The organism is Microbulbifer sp. ABH2_005, assembly GCF_056160005.1.
The window spans coordinates 538,722-563,674 of the sequence record NZ_JBSWWI010000001.1 but is presented as its reverse complement, the minus strand read 5'-3'; the positions used below and the strand labels follow the sequence as shown (position 1 = coordinate 563,674).

Sequence of the window (24,953 nt, the reverse complement as noted above, 5' to 3'; positions counted from 1 at the left end):
ACCTATTTGTTTTTACTTCTAATATGCTCCACAAGGGATTTATTATAAATTCTAATATATTGTTTTATTTTTTCAGCAAGGACTCGATGCTCTTTAGACTCATATGCATCTGTTAGCCCAACCATAATTCTAATTCCATACTGGCAAATTTCGTTTTCAAGCAACAGCTCCTCAAATGGGATTTTAATTCCACCGTAAGTACCATATGCCAACAACCTATAATCTCCAAGCTTCGCTCTTTTTATTGCATCGGACTCAGGAGCATCAACAACCAAAGGCAACAATTCTCCTTTCAGTATTCCATATGTACTTGAAACAAAAGTATCACTTTCCGAACAATCAGGCTTAGCGCTTGCCGATAAACTAATCAAATAAATTAATAAAAAAACAAAAATCTTCATCAGTAATATTTCCTGTAATAGGCTTTATCTCCTTGGATATTTCTCATAAGCCTGTCTGTAAACCTAACAATTGGCGTATTCTGAACGCTCACATCACCAATTTCTAGATAAGGCATAAACGGATGTATATCGTGCTTTCCTAATAAAGCATGCCCCATCTCATGCCCAAGTATTCGGGTTGTCGAGGCTGTAAATGGTTTTGCAGATCCGGTACTCCAGTCAAATAATGTTGGTTTCGATTCCAGATCAACAGCCAAAACTCTTCCCTTGAGATATGCAGCGTTAACACCATCATCATTTAATATGATTTTAAGGGGTTTCCCAGGATCAAGACTGCCGAACAATTCTGCACCCTCATTTCCTCCGCTCTCAAATATTAACTTTAAGTCGCTTTTTACTGTATTCAACTGGCCATCACTTACAGTTGCCCCTTCGCCAGCACCATGAACAATAATTTTCCCATCATATAACAACCGTCCTTCACCAACGGGCCCATCCAAAACATATGAATTTCCAGTGTCATCTTTAAGCCCTCCAGTCCTTCGAGCACCTTCACTCATCAAAGCAGCGAATGCCGCAGTCGCCGCCCCATTAGCAAACTTACCCCCCGTTGCTTCGGAAACAGTTCCACTGATTACCATCTTGACCAGAGTTCGGCCAATGATTTGTCCGGAGCTACCACCAACAGCGCCTAGTTCGCTACCACCGACTAGTCCACCAATACCTGAACTCACAAAGCCGTGACCGAACTTCCCACCTTGTAGAGCGGTTGTGATTCCACCTAGGGTCGCAAAACCTAATGTTTCTATATTAAACCCAAAAGCTATATTCCCACCAATATAGGTCATTGCTGCTGCAGAAACTCCTGCTATGAAAGCATCACTAAAATCCGCCCCATTCAGTGATGCTTGAACAAAGGCCGCTACGCCAGCCACAACAGAGAGAACAATAATATCGGTTGTTATAAAGGCTGCAGTAAACCCAACAGCAAGTAACGGAATAAAATGCCCGCTGGGATCGGTGTAGCGCAAGGGATTATTCAGTACATAGCTATACCGATTATAACTCTGCGAGAATGCTGGAAACTGAAGGATCGAGTCCGCCTGTAAAAAACGCCCCAATTTTGCATCGTAGATGCGCCCATTCATATGAATCAGGCCCACCTGATCTAGCATTTCATGCCCGGTATAGCCGCGGGTGGTGATACGGGTATCGAATTCGCTCAGTTCTGCATTGAGCAGGGCTTCCCAGCTCAGAGCATTGCGGCGTTGGCCCCAGGCGTCAAAGCTGTAAATGGCTTGACCATCGTTGGCGATCCGCCCATGGCTATCGGTGACCACATCCAGCGAGCCCAAATGGTCTTTGTGCAGGTACTGGGTGATGCGGAATTGAGTCTCACTATCGTCATTACTAGTCGATAAGGTAATCAAGGCACCGCCAGGCAGGTAGCGCTTGATCTCGGTAGTACCGGCTTTGGTAATCTTCTCAACATTGCCGATAAAACGGGTTTCGGTGACTGCACCATTTTTGTCAGTATCAATACGCAGATAGCGCATACGATCCGGTCCGTATTTGAATTCGGTCTTATGGTCATCCTTTTTAATTTCAATAGGCTTATCAAAGGTGGAGTACTCAAGGGTTCTTCCACTACTGTCTTCGACCATATTGCCATTGTGATCATACTGGTAGCTAACCGTATTACCCTCTTCATCGGTAGTCTCACAGACGGCATGGGGACCATAGCCTGTATCGCACTGGCTGCCGTAGCGATACTCTCCCACATCCGACTTGTAGGTGATATTGCCAAGGTCGTCATAATTTGTGATCTGTGCTTCGCTCCCAGTAACCTGGGCACTAGTCATACGATTTAATTCGTCATAGACGAAATCTTCGTGCAGGTTTTTATCACCACTGTGTTCTTCACGGTTTTTGAGATTTCCAAGATTATCCCATTCATATCTGAGATCCTGGATATCGCCGATACCCAACACACTGGCCATTTTCCCTAACAGGCGGCCAGTCGCGGGGTCGTAGTCTTTTACCGTGGTGACACCATTGCCACTGAGGTGTTCGGTGACATTGCCGCGGGCATCCATCTTAAGCACGGTGTAGAACCGTTCCGCACTAGCAAGGTTGCGCTGTTCCGCATCAACAACCTGATGAAGGTAACCATATTGGTTGTAGTGATGGCGAATAGCACTACTTTCCCAGTTGCCGCTACCACCGGCATCGAAAATCTGAAAAGGTCGCGAGAATTGGTCGTAAGTGGTTTTTTCGTAGTGATCATCACCGCTCTCTACAGAGAAGCTTGTCAGCGTTTCGCTAGGGCGGCCGTATGCATCATAGCTATACAGTTGGCTGTAGCTGTCACTATTGCCGGTTTCAACTTCCTCAACTCGAATGAGAGCAGTCGGGGGAACACCGCCCTCATTTGTGGCGGAGTCATTATTAAAATACCAAACTGTGGTTTTTACCGACGTATTATTACGATCGAAATCAGTGCGCGATTGCAGCCGGCCGAGTTGGTCATAAGTATTTTCAACAACTTGGCCATTGGCATCCGTTTGCCGTATTAATTCACCATAGCCATTGTAATCATATTGCCAAATACCTTTATCTGGGTCGGACATACTTTCTTTGTGGCCGAACAGGTCGTAGGTCATTTTAGTTATCAGGTTGCGGCTGCCGTCCCCTCTATTCGTCACCTGCAGTAACTGGCCTTCTGCGTCGTGGGTAAATTCAAGGATATTATTGGCATTGTCTTGAACGTGTACTTTCTCACCAAGGACGTTATTGGTTTCTACCTGGCGCTGCCCCTTGGGGTTGCTGGAGGTGATAGTAGTTCCTTGATACTCCACCGTGAGGTCCCAACGTGTACCTCCACTGTTACTGATACCCGGAAGGTCGGTGCCAATCACACGACCGAGGCGGTCGTAATTGTAAGTGGTCCAGTAGCTAGTACCGCCTGCACTGTAGGGCTCGGACTGGTGTTTTACCCTGCCCACATTGTCGTACTCTATATCGACATAATTCCAGCTGCCATCAAAGGCACGGCTGGCTTTGCGTATCTCTCTGGCTAGACGATCAAAGCAGATTAATGTTTCGCTGCCACCGCCACTATAGTTATGCTGCTGGATACTGGCCCCATCGGGGCAAAGGACTCCGGCTGGAGCAAGAAGGCTACTGCTCTGTGCACCTGTAGCACTGTAGCTATGCACTTGGCGACCAAAGACATCATAAGTAATTTGGCTAACCACACCGGCACTATCGATGACTTCCGTAGGCTGGCCCACTGCATTGCGCTGGCGTACCTGACTGAGCGTCTGATCGTAGCCATTCACCTCTTCATCAATAAAGCGGCCGCTATCGTCATAAAGCCAGCGTTGAATACGGGGTGGTTCGTTAGCGGTGGATTGCTCGGCAAAAATTTTGTTGCCAAAACTGTCGTATTCATACCGAGTTACAAGTTGTTTTAAGTCACCGGGCTCCAGGGTTTCTTGCTGAAGCAAACCTGCCTCATAACCACTTTCATAGTAAGTGAAGGCACTCTTACGTGTTGCTTGGTAAGATTGCCCAGCCTCGGTGCGACTATGGGTTACTGTCGCGCTGCTTAAACGTCCAAGCTCCGCATAACCATTGAAGTTGTGTTGCGAATTCTGGAAGCTGACGTGGCCACCCCCATAATCATTTATGGTCTCGATGCTAAAGCGATCTCCACCCGGTGCAGTAGTGACTGCGAGAATACGGGTGGGGTTACCATGCTCATCCTGCTCAGTGATGGTGGTAATCGTTTTCAGCAAATCGCCTTGAGTTTGCCCATCGCCAACAAAGTCATATGACTTTTCCACGCTGGTAGAGAGAAAGGGCTTTAGAGGCCCCAACTGAGCTGTGCCGCTAGGTGCTGTATCAGGGAAGTAGGACTGCCACCCCTGCAACGCCCAGGTGCTGTCGGACTCACTTAATAACTTGTCCTCAGCTGTATGGGTTTCTGTACGCCATGGGTAACCCAGGAAGGGAAAGTCCTGACGGTAGTGAGTGGTAGTTTTAATTCCGCTTTGCTCGTCAATTGTACGTAGGCTGGCAAAGCCCAATAGTCCACGGCCCCCAGCCTGTAAACGAGCGCGCCCATAGAAATAGTTGATGGCACTAGTGGCTTCTGAGTCGAGGGCTCCTGCAGTTTCGCTTTCTGTCGCCGGAGCACTACTTTCTACTCTGGTTACTAAAAATTGGGGGCCAACCACCTCCAATAACGGACCAGTTTTTCCGAGAGTATGATTCCCCTGTAAGTCGCCATTAATTTCTCGATAAAAATCACCGGTGGAACCCACTCCGTATTGTGTGCACCAGTTCTTGATCGCTTCGGTATCCCCATTGGCGCAGCGAGTATCAAGCACTGCGCCAACATCCAAGCGTGCATAGTGCTCCGAGGTAACGCTGGAGCCAAAAAAGATATTGGTTTCGGCGCCCAAACCATTGGTGATTTTTTCAATTACATTGGGAATTACCTGGCGATCCGCAGCATGATAAACGCGGAGGTAATCATCTGCGAACTCCATCCAGTCTGTAATGCCGTCACCATTCATATCGAGAAAAAGGTTATAGCTTTCTTTACGAGTAGTCTTAAACCCTTCTTCTGCAGCATAAGCTTGCTGGTCACTTTGCCAGCGGCGCAGTCTTAGCTCATCCGACGCACTTCCCCCCTCTAAGCGCCAAACAAGGTCTACATCCCCATCGCCTTCGTAATCAAACCAGCTGGGCTGGGCATCTTCTGGGAAGCTGCCTAAATCTATAGGGTCACTTAACCCTGCACCGGTATTTAACCAATAGCGATAGTTAATCTCACCGGTTTTATCATGCTGCACCAAATCCACCAGCCCATCGCTATTGATATCGACAGCCTGCAATTTGCGGTGAAGATGTTCGTGGCGCTCCAGAGGGGTTGCGTCTCTGTCGTCGCTATCACTTTTAAACCCATCTTCTTGTATATCATCCATAACTCGCCGGCCGAGGATCAACTGATTGTCACGTACCTTGGCTATGTAGGCTCGGGTCTGCTGGGCCTGTAAACCACCCATTCCCTCCCAGGTTTGTTTGGTGTGCATCAAAATCAAGTCGACCTGGCCATCCCCATCAAAATCGCCGATCACATCCGGGCTCAAGTAAAGCGCAGTGGATTCACTGTTCCCTAGGACAAAGGGTTCCAGTGCGGGCATCTGCCAAGGTTGCTCGGGGCCAAAATGATAGAAACTATCAGAGCCTGTGGACTCACCGGAAGGCTCTAACCGACGGTATCCGGATGAGGTGACGGCATCTACCAAGCCATCGCCGTTAATGTCCATAAAACGTGCGTCTTTCTCACTGAGAATCGCTTTGGGCACTGCAGACAGCTGCCACTCACCAGCGCTTGCACTATAAACAGATTGGTGCAGCATCCACTGGCCACCATATTTACCCTGCCGGTGAAAGATGGCTATATCAGCACGACCGTCGGCGTTGTAGTCCAACACCTCCCATCTATAAGGACTGCGCGAGCTGCCACCGTACCTAAATACCTGTTGCTCGGGACCAAATCCTTGCTCTTCCGCCAGTACATATTTGACATAGTGATCGTGGATCTTGCCATCGTCATCCCAGTCAACCTCCAACCAAGCAATATCCATACGCCCATCGCCATTGATATCCGCAGGTCGCGGTGCAACTGCCGCTCTATCGCTTTGGTGACTCAGCCTAACTGAATCAACTAAATTGGAAGAGGTGAATATTGCCGGCAATCGCCATTCAAATACTGTGTCGGGATGGCACACAGTGCCAGCACACTCCCTCAGCCGTTCAACACGGCTTAAAGTGTCCCCTTCATAATCGGTTTGTAGGTAGTCCAGCTCATAGCGTCGCAGCGGTGTGCTTTGTGTGCCTTTTACCTGGATAGCATGCAAGCGCTGGTTGATAGTTAAAGACGCTCCGGCAACATAACCACTAATCACATCTTCTCGCGCCTCATAATCAAAGAAAACTGAAGCGGCGGAGTTATTGCCATCACCATAGGCATAATGGACTTCTCGAATACGGTGGCCCCCGTCACGGTCATAATAGAAATCAATGGGATTGCCAGCGCTGTCTTCAATACGACTCACCGCCCAACTCAGAATGCCGTATCCATCAAAGGCCTGCGTGGCATTATTGCTCTGGATATCCCGGCCATAGTAACTAATAGAGCCGTCTTTGCGCTCAACGGTAAAGTAAGCCGGCTTACCCGTACTGCCACCATGGGCAGTAACCAGACCAAAGATGTCAATTTCAGTGCGATATTGACTGCCTGGCTCGCCATAATTGCCCCCATTAACTAGCAACAGGCGCTGGCCGTCGAGGCAAAAACGATCTTCGGAACCCCAGGTAATCGGACTATTGTTATCGTCTTGTCCTAGGGTCTGGCGACAACGTGTAATACTAGAAAGACCGCCGAGTTGCCAGCCGTGCCCTAGCAAGCCGTTGCCCCTTTGACTGGAGTAATTGAGTGAGAGTTGCGGAGCGACACCAGCAGTGCCAGCAGGTAGACTCAGCGGAATTGAGTAAGTCGCAGCCCCAGATTCACTGACCCTAAACTCTCCCGGCAGAGTACCGGTCTCAGCAGAAATCGCCACCGCCTCAGGCTCTGGCAATATAGGCGCGGAAGGTTCCGGGGGCATTTCTACGATGCCGTTATAACAACCATTGATACAGGGACTGGTTCGGCTTGCAAACGCCTCGATATTACTCACCCCATCTCTATCGGGGTCATCATCGGCACCATAGGAAGTGTTGCCAAGGAACAAAATCTCCCACCAGTCGGGAAGGCCATCGCCATCACAGTCACGCGTGTATATATCACCTTCATCACAGGTAGTAATCGCCCAACTGTAGTCCTGTTCATACAAGTACTTAAAGCTTTGGCGAAGCACAGCATTAGTAGTGAGAACATATTCCTCCGATTGCGCAAATAGTGCTGCAGTGTGAGCAAGGGATAGCTGCTCTGCTGTCAGAATCAATGCCTCACGGGTGTAACTGCGCCCACCCCAGGTCAATTCTGGCTGGCCTTGACCGGGAAATAAACGCTGGTAAAGAGTGTCGACAAAAGCCTCTGCTCTCACCTCGGGATCGGAGATACTAAAAACATCAGGGAAATTAGCTTGGCCGCTATCTGAGGCCAAAAAGGCTTCGGCAATCCCTTGCTCCGTGGTGCTGCCACCGATCAACTGAAAAGTCCAGAAAGTAAGAATTTTTCGATGGAAGGGCAATTCAGGTTGCAATAAGCTGCGGAAAAGACGTGCTACAGCAAGGAACTCCGGTTCCCTTGATGGGTCAGGCTGCCAGTTGCCGATATCCTCCCAAAGGGATGGATCGCCAACGCTTTCCCAAACTAGTTTGCCGGGACCTTCATTGTCCCGAGTAAGGGCATAAATCTGCTCACTCTCAACTGTAGAAAAATAAAGTGTATTGTTACCAGCTAAAACAGGTTCTTTGGCGATGCCACCACTAACAGGATAGGTCCATTTTATACGCTCTTGTTCACTATCTGCTGTCGCGTTGACGGCATAAAGTATTCCCCCTTGCCCCTCTATATTTTCTTCCGCATCATCTTCAGCTGCACCAATAATGGTACCAAAATAGAGAATTCTCTGTTCATCTTGTACCGCCTGCGAAACCACTTTACCTCTAGTAGGCAGACGCCATTTTTCGATGGCATTGGGGGCTACTGCATAGAAATTTTCATCCAGGGCGCCTACATAAATCGTACCATCCACGCTATCGATACTGGGAGTAGCACGGATAATACCTCCGGCGGTAAAAGGCCATCCCAGCTCTTGCACATTACTGCCATCATTTTCTTTTAATGCATGAAGTTGGTTACCAGCACCCACATAAAGAGTGCCATTTGGACCTATGGCTGGTGAGGAGCTGGTTTCGCCAATAATCTCAGTTGCCCTATCACCATAGGCAGTGATACCGCCAAGAGTACCATTTGGATTGGTAACAGTTGCCCGTACTCCAAGTTCAAACAACTGTTGATACAGCGGGCTATCGAGCGTAATAAAAACCTGTAGGCTGCCGGTTGAAATAAAATCGAGCGCGCTGTCAGCAGTACTAAAAGTCTGGTGTATGTCTTGATCAGCCACACCGGTTAATGTCAAGGACAGGTTCGGATCCATCCCCAACCCAGACAGTGCGATACAGTCCCCATCGCAAGATAAGCTTGCCATGGTGAGCACAGGGGACAAAACAGAAACCGAAATATGATTACTCGGTTCGCTGCAGATTTGTTCATCACCTATAGCGCATGCGAGTACTCGATAGGCATATTCACTCGTGTCTCTATTTTCTACAATAAAATTTATCTCTGTTCCCTGCTGGATTATTTCCCAAGATTCCTGAGACTCCAATCCACCAGGCTTTTCCTGCAACTTATAAAGTACCTCCCCGGTACTGACTGGGCTCCAGCTTAAGGTATAACTGCCGGTAAACTCCGGTGTGGGATCATCAGTATCAGGATATGGGCGAGCGGACAATCCCAGAGGAGCCACTAGGGCTTCTACTGTAATAGCAATCTCATCACTGGGTTCACTACATCCAGCAAGATTGCAGGCGAGGACTTGATATCGGTATTCCCCCGGGCTTTGATTAGATTGATATAAGCCTTCTAATTCGGTTGTTGCCAGAAACTGAAATATTGAGCCGTCAATGCTATATTCAACCTGGTATTTCTCTGTTCCCGCGCTAAGAGCCCAGGTCAGAGTGTAATTACCGGTATGATTGATTTCTGGTTGCGCCTCTCCATCAATTTTTAAACTAGTCGGTTCTGCCGGTACCGTAACCGCGGTTACACTGAGCGAATGAGTATTAGATACATGGCTCAACCCCTTATTATCGGTTACTTCAACGGACAAAATGAAATTGCCTGAATTCTGGGGAGCCCAAGGTAACTCGTAAACGCCGTCATTCTCCGTACCGCTTCCAATCGAACTACCATTTAGCAGGAATTTTACTGAGGTAAGTGTGCCATCCGTGTCTTCCGCTTCTGCACGTAAAATAACAGAACTGTATTGTGCAATCTCGTTCGGTGGGTTCAATAGTCGGCCACTAGGAGGACTATTCGGATCTATGGTTATGGTCGCCTTTTGCCCTGAAAGCGAACTCGACGCCCCTAAATTGTCAATAGCAGTTGCCCAAACCTCTACCTGTGCGACCTCATTTGGTGTCCAATTGATCGGTGTCCAATTAAGACGATAACAGTTCTGACATTGCTGGGAATCTTTCGTAGCTGTGCCCAGTGGCCGTGTCCCATTATCACTATCTTCAAAAAACTCAACTTTCTGAATTGATCCATCAGAATCTTTCGCCTCTACATAGAAAGTTACTTCTGTTTCAACCTCTGGGTTAAATGTACTATCTGGAGGGCCTCCATTCAGCCAGCTGACAGTCGGTGATTGATTGGGATTGACGGTAACGGCTTTCTCCACAGATAGAGAACTACACTCAAGGCTGTTACAGGCTTGAAGCTGATAGTAATAAGCCCCTACGGTTTTAGTGGGTGGCGTATAGGTGCTTACCAGAGATGGACTATTCCACTCTTTTAGAAGAACGCTGGTCGTAGTTGAGGTTCTTTCAAAGAGGCGTATCTTGGTGACATTACCTGGGTTGCTCCAGCGCAGCGTGTAGTCTCCACCTTCGACAACATTATTGGGCGTAATTGTAAAAGAACCCGGAGCATTTATAGGGTTGCCGACGGTGACGGTTTTAGTTTCTACAAGATACCCTCTTGTGCTTGAACACTTAAAAGATCCACAATTTTCACCCTCAGACTTCACCCAGAGAACCCTGTATTCAAATCTCCAAGCACCAATTTCGTCTACATTTAGGGTATAATTTGCATCTCCAGGTTCAGTCGAAATAGAAGTTTCGAAAATTTGTTGAAACTGATCATTGTGATAAACCTCCACCGATGACCATTTATAACCGCAAGTTGATCTTAAATCGCAACTACTAATATCTGTCGCTTGCCCCCTACTTCCCCATGTCGGACATCCCCCATTTGAACATCCATCATACCAAACCGTTTTAACATCTATTCGGCCATCCGTACTATTTGCCGGCGCCACCGTTAGGTAATCTGCCAATGCATTTTGCACACCTAGCCCAAGATTTAACAACAACAAAACATTTAAAATTTTGATGAACCCTTGCAGATATTCTGAAAGTCTAGTCATAATTTTAATTCTTATATTTATTGCATTTATGAGTAAAAATGCAGCTATAGGTCGATGTGCATTGCCAAACTTACAGTTAACAGAATAATTCTAACAATGTAGCCAAGATCTACTTTTGCAATTAGCTCTCTGATTGCAGATCACGTTGCCAGAGTAATGTCGGCAATTCCAGCTCTGGCTCTGGTGGATCTTGAACAGGGATATTTTTCGGCACTATCACCACCGGGCCATCTGGTATTGGGATCACTATTATCGGGATAGCTTTTGGTTCTGGCTCAGTTCTGAGAGCAAAAATTCGATGGTTGGTACTATGAATATAGAGTACGGTTCCATCTTCACTTAGAGTGGGCGAGGCGTTCACTGTTGCGCCATCAGGCAATTGGTAACGCCATAGTTCATTGCCGTCAACATTATTTAAAGCGAGGACAGTGCCGTTATAACTAACAGCATAAAGAATACCGCTGTTCGTATTAATAATGGGACTCGCTATCACACCACTGGTAGTATGTACTTCCCACAGGATGGATTTATCGGGTTTCAATGCAAGAACACGTCCTCCATCAGGGCTATTAGCACCTACAAAAACAATATCTTCCAGAATCGCAGCTTGATTCATTACCACCCCTGCATCCTCCAAGGTCCAGGACATATCCCCCTCGGCAGAAAACTGGTAATAGTTTCCATCAAAACTGCCCTGGTAAATACTGCCATCATCCATTGCGGTTAGTGAGGCACTTATGGACTCTGAACCTTGCTGAATTTTCTGTAAAGCTTGCAGGCCTTGTACTTTTTTATCCTTCAGTAAAGAGTTACTTTTTACATTTGACGATGATACTTTCCATCGATTAACAGGCTGCTCTGAAGCTAGGGTAACTTCAATCTTTGCAGTTTTACTTCCAGAAGGACCATTCGCGAAAAGGGTATAGGTGGTGGTTGTACTAGGAGCTACCCGTACTAGCCCCTCTGCCTGAAGACCCTCAAGTCGCGTGCCATCGCTATTGTCGACCAAAGTTACTTTGATCGCACCTGGTACAGACCAGCTAATTGCTACCGGCTCTCCAGGCTGGAATAATTTGCTGGGCAGTGCAGAGAAAGCTTGTATTTCAAGTTTTGCTCCACCCCGAATGGTGGACAGGGGAGAGTCCATAATCTTTTTCATTTCCGCCGCATAAGCCGCGAAAGAAAGCACCCAAAGCACCAGAATAGACAACAATAAATGCGCATGAAATAATTTTCTAAAGAAAAATAAATGAGAGAAAAGACTCGAGAGCTTAAGAAAAATAAAAAAACGAAATAGGGACATAATGCGCATCTCATCCATGAGCAAAGTGCCGATTTTACACATGTAAGAGTCGGCAATTATTTTTTTAGCACGCCAAAGATATGCTGCCACTTAATCAGACACAGGCCCACCTGCTAGCCCCTTAAGTAAGCAGACAGAAAAAATCATTGCATAAAATTATTTTGATTATTAGCAAGCGCGGATTTTAACCGAACAAAATAGAAAATCAATTTAAAGGTGTATTTGACCGCCAAAACTTCTATACGCTACAAATAAAATTTAACCTCACGATAACAACATCAACACGCTTTCTGGCAGATGAAAGAACGATCAGCAGCTTGAAACATCTAAGGATACATAATGATACGCCCCTTCCAAGCACATTCTATTCTCACACTGAATATAAATAGATGAGTTTGTTTCACCACCTCAGTATATCTCAGAGCTTCTACATCCTCTTTGCCCTGATTTTTATGGCATTATTTTTCTAAACGGCACTTTACTACTATTAAATTTCATCCATAAACTCTATTTGACAGCTTTTTACATGGCAACCCAAATCACCAACGGTTCAAACCAACACCTTCTAACCTGTCTCTTGCTTAATTGGCTTTACCGGTGCTTAGGCCCTTCATAGCGTATAATCTAGCTTTATCTTTTCAGATGCCTTCTCTACCAATTAGCACTACCCCTTTTTCCTCATCGTTCACTCATCAATAATACATCCCGCCATCCAATTTATGCCGTCTAGAACCTTCATTCCAAATTCTCCTGATCAATAAATTTATTTTCTTGTCATGTGTACCACACTATATCCACAACCTCTTGAAATAGTGAGACTTTTTACAAGATTACATTTTTAGATTTTATCTTTACCTCTAAAAATTGAGATATAATTTTTAATAGTGGATCCCACTTACAGGGTAAATATCACGCCACATACTTCTATCTGATTAGATAAATAAAAATAGCCATCAAACGCAACTTTTCTATCACCATGAAAAAAGCGATACAAAAGGGTTTAAAAACAACTATCTCTAATGGTAACGTTACCTCTTCATCCCTAACCAGACTAGATAAGTCAGCCAGACCAAGCTGGCAGTGTTAGGCTTTTAAACTACCAATGTCCAAATAAGCAAAAACTCACCCATCTTAGGAGCAAAACATGAAGCTCATTTATTTTTCGTTATTATTGGTTGTAAGCTCTAACTTGTATGCCGCATGCTCAGGGAATCACTGCAGGGATGTAACAATCGATAGAATTTACATGTACCCCAATAGCAACATACTCCGTATTGGGACATCCGGCGAAGAAATGGATCTAGATTGTACAGCGCATAGTGACAAATATATCACTTTAGATATGAGCCAAGAGTATGCAAAAGAGGCATACTCCACAATTCTATCAGCTCATCACACGCGGAGTAATTTTTGGTTGAGAACAACAGAAGCTGGTACGGATTGTAGTATTGTGTATATAGTCTCAGATACTTGAATCTAACTAATTGTGACAGCAAGGGCATGATGTGCTGATACAGCTCCCTCCATCTCCTAGCTGTCATTTCACTGCTAATTTATAAAAAGCTTAGATTCCTGAGCCACTTAACAATCCATCCAACCTAATAAATACGCAAGCAGTAAAGAGAACAACGCCTAAGAAGACAAATAATAACCCCCTTTCAGGATTAAATAGGGTAATTTACCAACCGCGCTAAAATGCATCGAACCTTCCAATACTTTGCATAGCTTCTGAAACTTCCAAACCCTTTCAGATTATTTTGACGAGGATCAGAGCTCGCGAACTTAGCATACAATAAGTGTGTGAATCTTTGTTTTTTATACACGACATCAAATAATTGGTATAATAACTTTGCCCTTGCCAGTGAGATCTAGACAATGGTGTATTCTGCTATAATAACCTTCATTTCTACACCACGAAATGACTTCAAAATATACTCAATTAAAAATAAATTTTAGGCCTCTTGGTTTGAAGCAATAACTGCAATACTTTCATGCTATAAGATAATTATCTTGCAGCCCCATAAATACCTCTCTCGGCGAACTTTCATCCAGACTCTCTCTTAATCTACTGTCTAGGCGATCATTTACGAATTGAACCCGCCCTTCTCTTACTTCATTGAAGCCTATACCCGCTGGGAAATACTGGCGAATGAGGCCATTAGTATCTTCATTAATTCACCTCTCCCAGGATGAATATAGGTGAGTAAAATAAATATCAGACTCCAAACCTTCCGCAATTTTTATGGCCAGAAAATTAAATACCATTGTCGAATGGCAATTGTTTTGATTTTATCTTTGATAATTCAGCATATGGCTAACTGCTACTTCAGCCAGCAAGGCCGATCGCTTGCCTGTCAATCTAACAATAACAGTAAATAACACTTTGCTCTCAACCATAGTCAGAAAGCCCCACCACGTCCCTTGCCTATAACGGTATCACCTTCCCAGTCGCCAATCCGATTCATTCGTTCTATAACAGCTGTTCGATCCACTATGCACACTTTTTTGATCTTTCCGCATCGATCAATCTTACTTTATTCCTTGCGATTGGGTTTTGATGCAATCCTAAGGTGCTTGTATAAATCTCCACCATTTGCCTGATCTAAATAAATTAGTTGGTAGATCGCCTCATGATGTAAAGATACATCTGCATGTCTCTTTAAATAGCTTACAGTTTGCTGTGGACTTAGTTCTTTCCGGGTCAGGTGTCTATTTGTTGCCAAACACAATTAGTTACTTTCTGTGCCTTGTAAGCTTACTTGCGTCTTAGTTCTGCAGGCTTATGTGCTTGCCCTGGACGATATCCTCGCAAGCCTATTTTGCGTCGTAGCTCTCGGCTGATCGTCGAGGGATGTCTCTCTAACAATTTTGCTATTGCCTTCTGAGAGTGCCCTGCTTTCCTAAGGCTGTAGATCTGGTATCGTTCGTTCTCGGTCAGCTGGTAGTATCTCATCAGTGCCTTTCTCTTGGTCGGGAGAGGTGCCGACTCTACCAGCTGAGCCCTCCTTTACCAATTGTACTTATTATCCGAAACCAAGTAGTTTTTTAAAACTCTACCTTTTATCAATAATGAAAAAAGATAATTAGTTGATGGCTAATTTTCCTTATTTTAATGCGTTATACAATTGCTAATTTCACTTCTAATTGAGCTACTTCTTCCAGCCAAAGCGCTAAAGCTATAATTTTTTGGCTATTCTCCCAGCTCCCCACTTGATTACTCTGTATATCTCTTTAAGATTCCGCGCAAAGAATATTGCGAACTCACCTTGTGCATACATTCATAGTTGTTATTTCAAAAGGACTCAGGTTGTAAAATGAACAAGTTTCTCGCCCTTATCACCATTGCCCTTGCAACCACTTCCTGCATGAAACTCGAAGTCAAACCGGGCCGGGTTATTGGCGATACCGTGGATGCAGGTAAAGATGCCTACCAAAGCATTCAACGCAGTCGCCGTGGCGAGGAGGAGAGAGGCTTCTCCCACAAGACCAGTTACGATTCTGCCATTTCTAATGCAGCTAATATTGCTGTCTGTAAGGAAGAGCTGTTGGAGGTCGTTAGTATTTCAGACCTGGTTGTATCCCAGGTGATTTCTGAGTCTTCAGAAGTATTGGTTAAAGACGGCGATAAAACCATCCACTGCTCAATGCAGGTGGTGGTGCGCCCTAAGGCTTAAGCACGGCTGCAGACTAAAGAACCCCCTGTGATTTCTTGAGGGTGAGCCCTATGAAAAATGCGGTGCTCGACTGGTTCGGATCGGATTTCGGCAAGCTGAATCCGCTTTTGCAAGAGCTGCATAGAAAGGGGGCTAGGCTATATGGTGAGGTGGATATCCGCTTTGGTTCTGGTGTTGCTGGCTGGATTGGCCGGCGAGTGGCTCGCAAATTGGGGGCTCCCACAAAGGCTGGCAAGGTGCCTTTCTCTGTGGAAATCCACCATTCCGCCAAAGCACTGATCTGGTCTCGCACATTTGCCAACAGCCATACCGTTACCTCAGAATTTCACCCAGTAAAAACTTATCAACAAGGTGGTTACTGGGTTGAGTCCACTGGCCCAATCAAAATACAGCTTGGGGTTTCCACTGAGGGTGGCAACTGGCAATGGTTGCAACGTTCTGTGTCAATTTTTCGGCTCCCAATTCCAACAATATTCCGGCCAAAGGTTTCTGCTGGAAAAGCAATTGTGAATGAGCTCTACCAGTTTGAGGTGAAAATCTCCTTACCGGTGCTGGGTTTTCTCTTCGGTTACTCAGGCACGCTAAAGGAAGATGTTGAAGAAACGATCGGGTAGATCCGTGCGGTTAACTATGCACTTGCCGTAGGAAAAGGCACAGGATAGTCTCGATCAAAACGATAAGAGCAAGTTATGGAAAGTGAACTGCTATCACTCCGAGCAGAGCTAGCCCTGCTAGAGAGGGACAATCGCCGCCGACTAGAGACCTTCGAACGGCGGCTCTCTGCCCTTGAAGCACAACTCAGGCGGGGCAATACTGAAAACAAAGAAGTCTTAGCAGGAAGTACCGCTGAGTTAGAGGATGATTTAGCCCTGCTTATGGGCACACCTACCGAGCCCCGCAGGGTCATTGAGCAAGCTAAGCCAGCAATCTTAACCCCCACTAAGGCACCTGCTGAACCCAAATCACCGTCTCAAAAAGACAGAAAAGCATCAACGACCACACCATGGTTACAGGAAGGGTTCGCCAGCCTAGTAGAGCCAGCCCTGGAACCACTCAACCGCGTGTGGGAGCCCCTTATGGGCTTTTATCGCCACTACCAGAGTCAGGGTAAGGCTCCGGTATTCTTTATGACCGCAGCCGGCATATTGGCGCTGGTGTTTGGCTTCGCTTATTTACTGCAGTTCTCTTTCAACAACTATTTGGGCCCAATTGGTAAGGTTACTCTGGGCTTTCTGGTCGCAGCAGCAACAACCTTTGGCGGTGTCACTTTCAGCCGGCGAATGCCTCATATGGCCGACTACGGCTCCGGGCTAATAGCACTCGGGGTGATTCTTCTCTATCTATGTGGGTACTTTGCCGGACCCTACTACCAGTTGGTTCCTATTCCCATAGGAGTCGCCCTGTTGGTAGTGACAACAGGCCTCTCCTACTTACTCGCCCTATTATTTGAGACACGGGTAGTGTCCATGGTGACCCTGCTGGGCGGTGCCACCATGCCTTTGGTGGCGAATCATTTTGAACCATCGGCACTGGTTTATCTCAGCTACTTATTGGCACTAGCCCTCGCCATGCTGCATTTATCCAGGCAAATACGCTGGCCACAGCTTGCAATGGTAACTATGGCACTGAGCGCCGGCATGTTTGAGTTTTCGATCTCAAACCTGGATGAAACCGCCTCAACCTGGGGGCCACTGCTGTTATTGCACGGCTTCTTTTATGGCTTTGCCCATTACGCCTTACGAGGACTGCGTACCGAACTGATAGAAACCAAAGGGCTGGAGCGAAAGCGCCTGATTATTATTGCCGCAAACCTGCTGTTATTTATTCACATCAGCTGGTCATTGGCCCCCAACAGCTATGCGCTGGGCATAGTGTGGTTGCTTAACCTTCTACCTTGGATGGCGCTGGCCATTTATTCACGCTGGCTGTTTGGCTATAGCGCCGCCAGTGTTTCCGCCCGTGTTGTACAGAATATGGCTTTACTACACGGTGGATTGTTGGCGGGTTTGGCAATCCTGGCGCTATGCAGCCCCGTTTTACTGGGAATAGTCTGGTGCCTTGAAGGGTTGTTGCTGATTTTTCTCGGTGCCCGTTTTGGCTTTATCAGCGTAAGAAGCGAGGGTTATATCGCCCTTACTGCCGCAGGCCTTACCATGCTATGGCAAGCTCTGGCTTGGGTAGCAGGAAGTGTTGTTCCCGCACCGATGTTGCTTTCATTAAGCGCAGACGCTGGCTGGGGTAACTGGCTGGCACTCTGTGCTGCTGCCTTCGCATTAACCCGGCTATTACGGCACTGTGCAGACCGGATCACTCCTGCAGAACACCGTTTAGCCACTATTGCAGATAATGCTTTTGCTGTGTTTTTATCCACAAGTTTCCTGCTATCAGTCGGAATCCTCTGGCCCCAAGGCATGTGGCTACTTGCCCTGTTACCAATGGGCTTTTTGATCTGGCGTGGCCAGCGCACTGGCTCAGCATTTTGTGAATGGTTGGGACTCAGCCATTACTTACTCCTGTTTGTCCCACTACTGGCTAGTGCATCGATTGTGGGTAATTTACATTTCTACGATCAAATCCCTTACGGAAAGATCGCCAGTGTGGAGGCCTTCCTCAGCCTGTGGATGATTGCAGCTCTGTATAAGTATCTGGATATGCAATCTACAGGCTTCTCCCTGGCACTCAATTTGCGCAAGCTGTTTTACGCTCTGTTGCCGATATTTTTCCTGCCGACGGTGATTTATAAAGCCAGCGACTACTTCCCCATTGCCGTTTGGTTATCTTGCGCGATCGCCATAGGGCTTTATATATGCCTAAAGCTGGAAGTATTAAAGCAGGAACTACGGATCTTAATTGTAGGCGCAAGCTTTGTAGCAGTGAGCGGCTGTGCCCTGCGGGAATTTGCCGACTGGCAAGGCCTTGCTATGAGTGGGCTGCTGTTGGGATTAGTATCACTAGCCATGTTGTTGTGGATCGGTCAAGGATTACAGAGAAAGCCCGTTGGCAAGGATTGGCGGTTGGCCCTGCACGGTGCACTCAAGCCACTCTTTCCTTTGGCTTTTTACTATCTCGCGGCAACGCTGTTTATTATTAGCTATGCGCTAAGCCGGGACTTTGCACTGGCCCTCTTACTTTGCCAACTGTACTTCGCCAGTCTGTATGTTTTTAAACCAAAATTAGCCCCACTGCGCAATCAGTTGACTCCACTTTATATGTTGAGTCTACGCTTATTTGAGTTTATTACCCTCTTACAAGTTGCAGCAGTAATCCTCAATTCCAATAAAGCACCAATGATAGGGATTTATAATCTGGTGGCCTTGGGAGTTGCTTCGCTGCTGATTTATCAACGCTTCTTCGCCAATAGAGCTGTTTGGCCCCGTCGTAGGCTATTTAACCTGTGGGTATTGCACCTTACAGCGATTCCACTTTATATCGCTCTACTGGCACAATTACTGGAAACCATGTGGTTGCCAGCAATATCTTTTGCCCTGGTGGTGCATGCAACACTACTACTATTCCAGACCCTGAAACCAGATACCCAACGGTTACTGAAACTTTCACTTATTTTGTACGGCATTGCCGCACTTAAAATTGTGCTTTGGGATATGCAGGACTTTTCTCTGATACAGAAGATAGTGGTCTGTATGCTGGTAGGACTATGTATGCTGGGTGCGGCATTCCAGTATCAGAGATTTTTATCGACTAAAGAAGAAAGCACTTATTGACATAACTTTTTACAAAATTATAAGTGGGCCTCCTAGGCCCATTTAACTTTTTTCATTTCAATAATTAAATAAATAAAAAAAACACCTAGCAAATTTATGCATCCATTTAAAAAATCTAGAGAAAACAGGACCAATTTATCCAATCAGTTAACCTGTTCAACATTTACCCCATAAATTGATAATATCTATCACTAATTACACCACAAAAATAGATAACGAAATTTTTCCTAAAAAATGACAAGTTATAATGAAAAAATTCTGCACCACGGAACCACAGAACCACAGATTGAGACGTATAGAAAATCCGTACTAGCAAGACAACAACACTATCAATCTAGCATTCAAATAATGAGTCTTTGCTTATATTGAATTGTCTGCTTAAAACCCTATTTTTCCATCGAATCTCTGGAAGCCGGGGTAAGAAAAAATCAAGCTAATAATATTATTTGCTTCGAACTTTTAGTGACTAACCTGACAATATCAGATTGCCAAAAGGAGAATTTATCGTTCGCACCAGCGCGCACGGTCGTCCCCAATGACGACTCCGATACTCTGTATTTAAATGGCAGTGCATTACACTCATTTTTTCAGCGAGCATATCAACCATACGGCGCAGAACTAGTTTGGGATAGTACTCGGGGCCAAGTCACGGGCCAGATGGAGGCTAGATAATTCCTGGGGGCTGGCTGGGGAAGTTGGTACTGGTGTTGCCTTTGGCAGGGACAGCCGCTGGCTGTTCAATACGACTATTTGGTACCTTGATATTGATGTTGAAGCAGAGATTCACTTTCGATCCGGCCTTAATGTTAGATCCCGCATCCATCTGGATATAGACGTGGATTGTATATTGATCCCTTTGTTTCTCCTTGGGGGCTGGATACCACTTCTGAGACCCTAGCCACCCAGTTTCACCCCTTTCATTCTGCTAAACAGAATGAACAAGCCTAAATAGACTAATTTTCATTCTGTTAAATATAAATAAACTGCCCCCTAACGACAGCGATAACCCACTTAGAGCACGGCTCTATCGGCCTTTTCACAGTTTAAGGAGCATTAATATGACCACTTCTACTTTATCCACAGCCCAGCCCAGCGTTAACCACAAGCTATTTGCGGGCATCGCAGATCTAAGTGGGCGTATTGGCCTGGCGGCGATATTCTTACTGGCTGGTGTGAACAAGATTCAGAATTATGAGGGCAGCGCCCAGTACTTAGCCATGGGCGGCCTACCAGAGTTTCTGCTGCCACTGGTGATTTTGTTTGAGATTGGCGGCGCCCTAGCGTTGATTGTGGGTTTTCAGGTACGCCTTACCGCACTTGCCTTTGCCGGCTTCAGCCTGCTGACCGCGGTTATGTTTCACAACAACCTGGCCGACCAGATGCAGTTTTTGATGTTCTTTAAGAACCTGGCTATGACCGGCGGCTTCCTGGTACTGGCTGCTCATGGTGCCGGACGCTTTAGCCTAGACAGACGCAGAAGTACCGTTTAGTAATGTGCCGAACATACGATTACCTACTATTGCCTTCTACTACCTTACCCTGGCTGCCTAGAGCCGGTTACCAGCGATACTGATTCAGGAGAAAAACATGGGACTTTTAGTAAACGGCCAATGGCAAGACCAGTGGTACGACACCAAAGATTCTGGTGGTGCCTTCAAGAGAGAGGCGGCCCAACTGCGCAACTGGATTACCAGTGATGGCAGCGCCGGACCTAGTGGTAGAGGGGGCTTTAAGGCTGAATCCGGGCGCTACCATTTATATGTTTCCCTGGCCTGCCCCTGGGCCCATCGCACGCTGATTTTCCGCAAACTGAAAAAGCTGGAGGAGCATATCGGTATTTCTGTGGTAAGCCCGGATATGCTCGAACAGGGCTGGAGTTTTAATACCGATGAAGGCAGCAGCGGCGATGCGCTATTTGGCTATCAATTCTTACTCCAGCTATATACCCGCAATAAGGCCGATTACAGCGGGCGCGTGACTGTACCGATGCTCTGGGATAAACATCAGAACTGTATTGTCAGCAATGAGTCCTCTGAAATCATTCGTATGTTTAACAGCGCATTTAATGAAATTAGTGGGGATACTCAGGACTTTTTCCCAGAGGACAAACAAGAGGAAATTGAGAACATTAATCAACTGGTATACGAGAATATCAACAACGGCGTATACCGTAGTGGTTTTGCCACCACCCAGGAAGCCTATGAACAAGCCTACACTAATTTGTTTAATGCCCTGGACCAAGTAGAAAACCTTTTAGCCAAGCAGCGCTACCTCGTTGGTGAAGAAATTACCGAAGCAGATTGGCGACTATTCACCACCCTAATTCGCTTTGATTCGGTCTATCACGGCCACTTTAAGTGCAATCGCCAGCGCCTGGAAGACTTCCCCAATCTGCGCAACTATGTACGAGAGTTATACCAGTGGCCTGGTGTTGCCGATACTGTCGACTTTCACCATATCAAACGGCATTACTATTTTAGCCATACCATGATCAACCCAACCCAGGTGGTCCCGGTAGGACCAGATATCGACTATAGCGGCCCTTTTAACCGCACCACTGGCTAACCCGCTCTTTTGCAATGGCCACAAACGCCGACTCTCTTTTTGTTGATTGATGACAGCCTGGTAATTCACTGGCATTGATCAACAGCTGCTTGCACATTGCCTGCACAATTGCCCAGTAAACTGGTTTTGAGAATAAGCAGTCACAAATAAAGAGAACAACATGCCAAAAGACTCTGGAGCCTCTCAATTCGGTGGCCAGCAGACATGGAAATTTAGTCAAGGTGATTACGGCAAAATCACAAAGAAGCATCCTCACACCAAGGGCGGAATCTGTGAGGCATTAGCAGTAAGTTGGATTAGCAAAGCACTACAGTCCGGCCTTCAAGATGCGCTTTCCACCGGGGGTAGTATCGATAGCACAAAGATGGCCGTTGTGGCACAGCGCTTTGCTTCCATGTATCGATTCAAGTTTATGAATGGTACCGAGGGTCGCCCCAGTAATGCTCATGAAATGATGCGGGAAACAACGCAATATTTAGTATCGCAGGGTTTTGAACATTTACGTCAAGTGGGCAATGGAATCGCGACAAAGAAAGTCAGCCCCTCTTTGGATGAGCAATTTACCACGGCATTTGGCGGCTTTGAGTCCAAAGATTACTTTACCCAACAATCTCAGACTCTTTTTTGTATGCTGAGAACGGCAGGTACCGGGTGGGGCCACGCCATGGCATTCCGTGTTACTGCAACTACCGATAAAATCACTTACTTTTTCGACCCCAATAAAGGCGAGTTCAAGTTTTTGCGTTATACCCAATTTCGGAAGTGGTATGAGCAATATCATCGCCAATCCAGTATTTATCGCACATCGCGTGCGATTGGATTTGACGTATTCAAGCATAAGGACCGGTAAATAAAGAACCAACCACCAGTATCTATTAGCCTTCAATTGGGCTAGTTCACAGTTTGGTACGGCACAGGGACGTGCTGTCATCTTGCAGTTTCCTACACCTTCCCTCCTAAAAGAAAAATTTCTCTTTATCACTGGCTCCCTTTCCTGAAACATAGATTTCTTTAAGGTATTCGAGCGTTATCATCTGATATTTTCACTATTATTCGGTTTGGTCGAATAATAAGATATCCTTCAAGAGCGCATCTATCAGCGAGAGAAAGACCCATGCAAAAAACCACCTTGGAACAATGGAGAATGTTTAAGGCCGTTGTAGATGCCGGCGGCTTTAACCAGGCAGCCTCCGTGGTTCATAAGAGCCAATCCAGTATTCACCATGCGGTCACAAACCTGGAAAGTGCACTGGGTATCAAGCTGTTTGAAGTGGCGGGACGTAAGGTAGTACTCACTGAGGCAGGCCGCCTGATGCTGCGCCGTGGCAAGTTCCTGCTGGAAGAGGTCTCCCGTATTGAGGCCATTGCAGACTCCCTCAGTGATGGAGTGGAATCGGAGCTACACATCGCCGTAGATGGAGCCTTTCCGCAGAAAGTGGTCTTCCAGGCTTTGGAAAAAGTGTCGGGAATCTATCCTCAAGTCAATATTGATATTATCGACACAGTTTTATCCGGCACTAACGAGTTAATTCAGGAGGGCCTTGTCGATCTGGGCCTTTCCGCCTTTACCATGGACGATAGCCTCAATGATGAAATCTGTCGCATTGAATTTGTCGCCGTCGCTCACAAGGCGCACCCATTACTCAGGTTTGAGCGTGAGCTGACATTTGAAGATCTTAAGTCCTACCGGCAAATTATTGTGCGGGATTCAGCGCTGCAAACAAACCGGGATTCCGGCTGGTTAGGGGCAGAACAACGCTGGAAAGTGGGCAGTTTACGTGCCTCTCTGGATTTAATCACACAGGGTATGGGGTATGCCTGGCTGCCTATGCCGCTGGTGGCGGACTTACTGAATGACGGCACCCTGAAGCTACTCCCCCTGAAAGAAGGCGGGGCACGCTCGACCAGCTTTTATTTAAACTTCAAAGATCAGGATAAGTTGGGACCTGTGGCTCGGGAATTTATTGGAGAGCTCCGCCTGCTCACCCTGGAAATGCCGACTTCTGAGTAAAAATGTCCGTGCACTTTTCCTCAACCCATTCTGCCTCTCTCCATTATTCCTTAATACGCTCTCTCCTTTTAGTGGGTAGTGGGAGAAAATGGTAAGTAGCGGGAAAAGCACAGAAGATAAGCTTTTCACTAAACCCCATTCATTCTAAAAGAGCTAATTTACAGTCCATTTTTAACTGATATTTATTCTATCTTCCGCCAGCTATCATGGCCCTAACACTATTTATTACCTCACAGATGAGGATTAGGCTATGTACTACTTCAGACCTTCACAGGAACGTGGGCAAGCCCGTTTTGTCTGGCTAAACAGCAAACATACCTTTTCTTTTGGACACTATTACGATCCCAAACATATGGGATTTTCCGCGCTACGCGTAATCAATGATGATACGGTGATGCCTGGAGCCGGATTTGATACTCACGGACATCGGGATATGGAAATTATTTCCTATATCCTTCAAGGTGCGATCGAGCATAAGGACAGCGTGGGTAACCGCTATGTAGTACCAGCTGGTGAGATCCAGAGGCTGAGCGCTGGTACTGGTATTACCCACTCGGAATACAATCACTCAAAGTCAGATCAGCTGAAGTTCCTGCAAATCTGGATTGAGCCAAACCGCCGGGGTGTGCAACCCAGCTACGAACAGAAGTCGATCACACAGCACGGTAAGCTGACCGCTCTGATGACCCCCGATGGAAGAGATAACACCCTTTCCATACATCAGGATACCAGTTTATACCGCCTACAATTAAATACCGGGGAAACCATTACATTAGACGCTCTTGAGCGTCCCGGCTACTTACATGTCATTGATGGCGAAGCCAGTGTAAATGATAAATCGACACTGGCATCGGGAGATGGTATGGGTCTATTCAAAGAGCAGATACAACTTCAAGCTGCAAAGGATGGTATTACCGCGCTGTGGTTTGATCTGCCCGCCAACTGAGTTTGGCTCTAGATTCCAACAGTAAGCGCACTACAGATCGTTATTGATACCTCTTTTTTTAACTCTCAATAGACGAGGTATCTCTTTTTTAAT

Annotated in this window: 12 protein-coding genes and 1 pseudogene; 9 read left to right on the top strand and 4 right to left on the bottom strand. The window is 46.3% G+C overall.

The window, feature by feature from the left end; all coding sequences use genetic code 11:
- Nucleotides 1-2: 2 nt before the first annotated feature.
- From ACXAFI_RS02395 to ACXAFI_RS02380, 4 genes and pseudogenes are all read right to left on the bottom strand, one after another.
- Nucleotides 3-401, bottom strand: a complete 399-nt coding sequence (locus ACXAFI_RS02395) for a hypothetical protein (RefSeq protein WP_475107536.1) — start codon at nt 399-401, stop codon at nt 3-5.
- Nucleotides 401-10,240, bottom strand: coding sequence for an RHS repeat-associated core domain-containing protein (locus ACXAFI_RS02390; protein ID WP_475107535.1), 9,840 nt, complete (start codon nt 10,238-10,240; stop codon nt 401-403). Before ACXAFI_RS02390 ends, ACXAFI_RS02395 begins: the two co-directional genes overlap by 1 nt.
- Before the next feature lie 520 nt (nt 10,241-10,760).
- A complete protein-coding gene (locus ACXAFI_RS02385; RefSeq protein ID WP_475107534.1) occupies nt 10,761-11,960 on the bottom strand; it encodes an outer membrane protein assembly factor BamB family protein in 1,200 nt (399 codons plus the stop codon).
- A 1,971-nt stretch (nt 11,961-13,931) separates the two neighbouring features.
- Nucleotides 13,932-14,895 (bottom strand): annotated as a pseudogene (locus ACXAFI_RS02380) (IS30 family transposase).
- A 361-nt stretch (nt 14,896-15,256) separates the two neighbouring features.
- On the opposite strand from ACXAFI_RS02380, the gene ACXAFI_RS02375 reads away from it, so the two are divergent.
- From ACXAFI_RS02375 to ACXAFI_RS02335, 9 genes are all read left to right on the top strand, one after another.
- The gene (locus ACXAFI_RS02375; RefSeq protein WP_475107533.1) at nt 15,257-15,616 is read left to right on the top strand and encodes a hypothetical protein; all 360 of its coding nucleotides are present in this window, start codon (nt 15,257-15,259) and stop codon (nt 15,614-15,616) included.
- A gap of 50 nt (nt 15,617-15,666) precedes the next feature.
- Nucleotides 15,667-16,230, top strand: a complete 564-nt coding sequence (locus tag ACXAFI_RS02370) for a DUF4166 domain-containing protein (protein ID WP_475107532.1) — start codon at nt 15,667-15,669, stop codon at nt 16,228-16,230.
- Nucleotides 16,231-16,305: 75 nt separating this feature from the next.
- On the top strand, nt 16,306-19,338 hold the full coding sequence (locus tag ACXAFI_RS02365) for a DUF2339 domain-containing protein (protein WP_475107531.1): 3,033 nt from the start codon (nt 16,306-16,308) through the stop codon (nt 19,336-19,338).
- A 628-nt stretch (nt 19,339-19,966) separates the two neighbouring features.
- A complete protein-coding gene (locus tag ACXAFI_RS02360; protein ID WP_475109790.1) occupies nt 19,967-20,236 on the top strand; it encodes an OmpW family outer membrane protein in 270 nt (89 codons plus the stop codon).
- Between the two features lie 160 nt (nt 20,237-20,396).
- Complete coding sequence (locus ACXAFI_RS02355; RefSeq protein WP_475107530.1) at nt 20,397-20,828, top strand: DoxX family protein; 432 nt, start codon at nt 20,397-20,399, stop codon at nt 20,826-20,828.
- 97 nt (nt 20,829-20,925) lie between these two features.
- Entirely contained in the window at nt 20,926-21,903 is a 978-nt protein-coding gene (locus ACXAFI_RS02350; RefSeq protein ID WP_475107529.1) for a glutathione S-transferase family protein, read from the top strand.
- A gap of 160 nt (nt 21,904-22,063) precedes the next feature.
- Nucleotides 22,064-22,753: a YopT-type cysteine protease domain-containing protein gene (locus tag ACXAFI_RS02345; RefSeq protein ID WP_475107528.1), complete on the top strand. Its 690-nt coding sequence runs from the start codon at nt 22,064-22,066 to the stop codon at nt 22,751-22,753.
- Between the two features lie 264 nt (nt 22,754-23,017).
- Nucleotides 23,018-23,914: a LysR family transcriptional regulator gene (locus ACXAFI_RS02340; RefSeq protein ID WP_475107527.1), complete on the top strand. Its 897-nt coding sequence runs from the start codon at nt 23,018-23,020 to the stop codon at nt 23,912-23,914.
- Nucleotides 23,915-24,164: 250 nt separating this feature from the next.
- The gene (locus tag ACXAFI_RS02335; protein WP_475107526.1) at nt 24,165-24,860 is read left to right on the top strand and encodes a pirin family protein; all 696 of its coding nucleotides are present in this window, start codon (nt 24,165-24,167) and stop codon (nt 24,858-24,860) included.
- Nucleotides 24,861-24,953 lie beyond the last annotated feature (93 nt).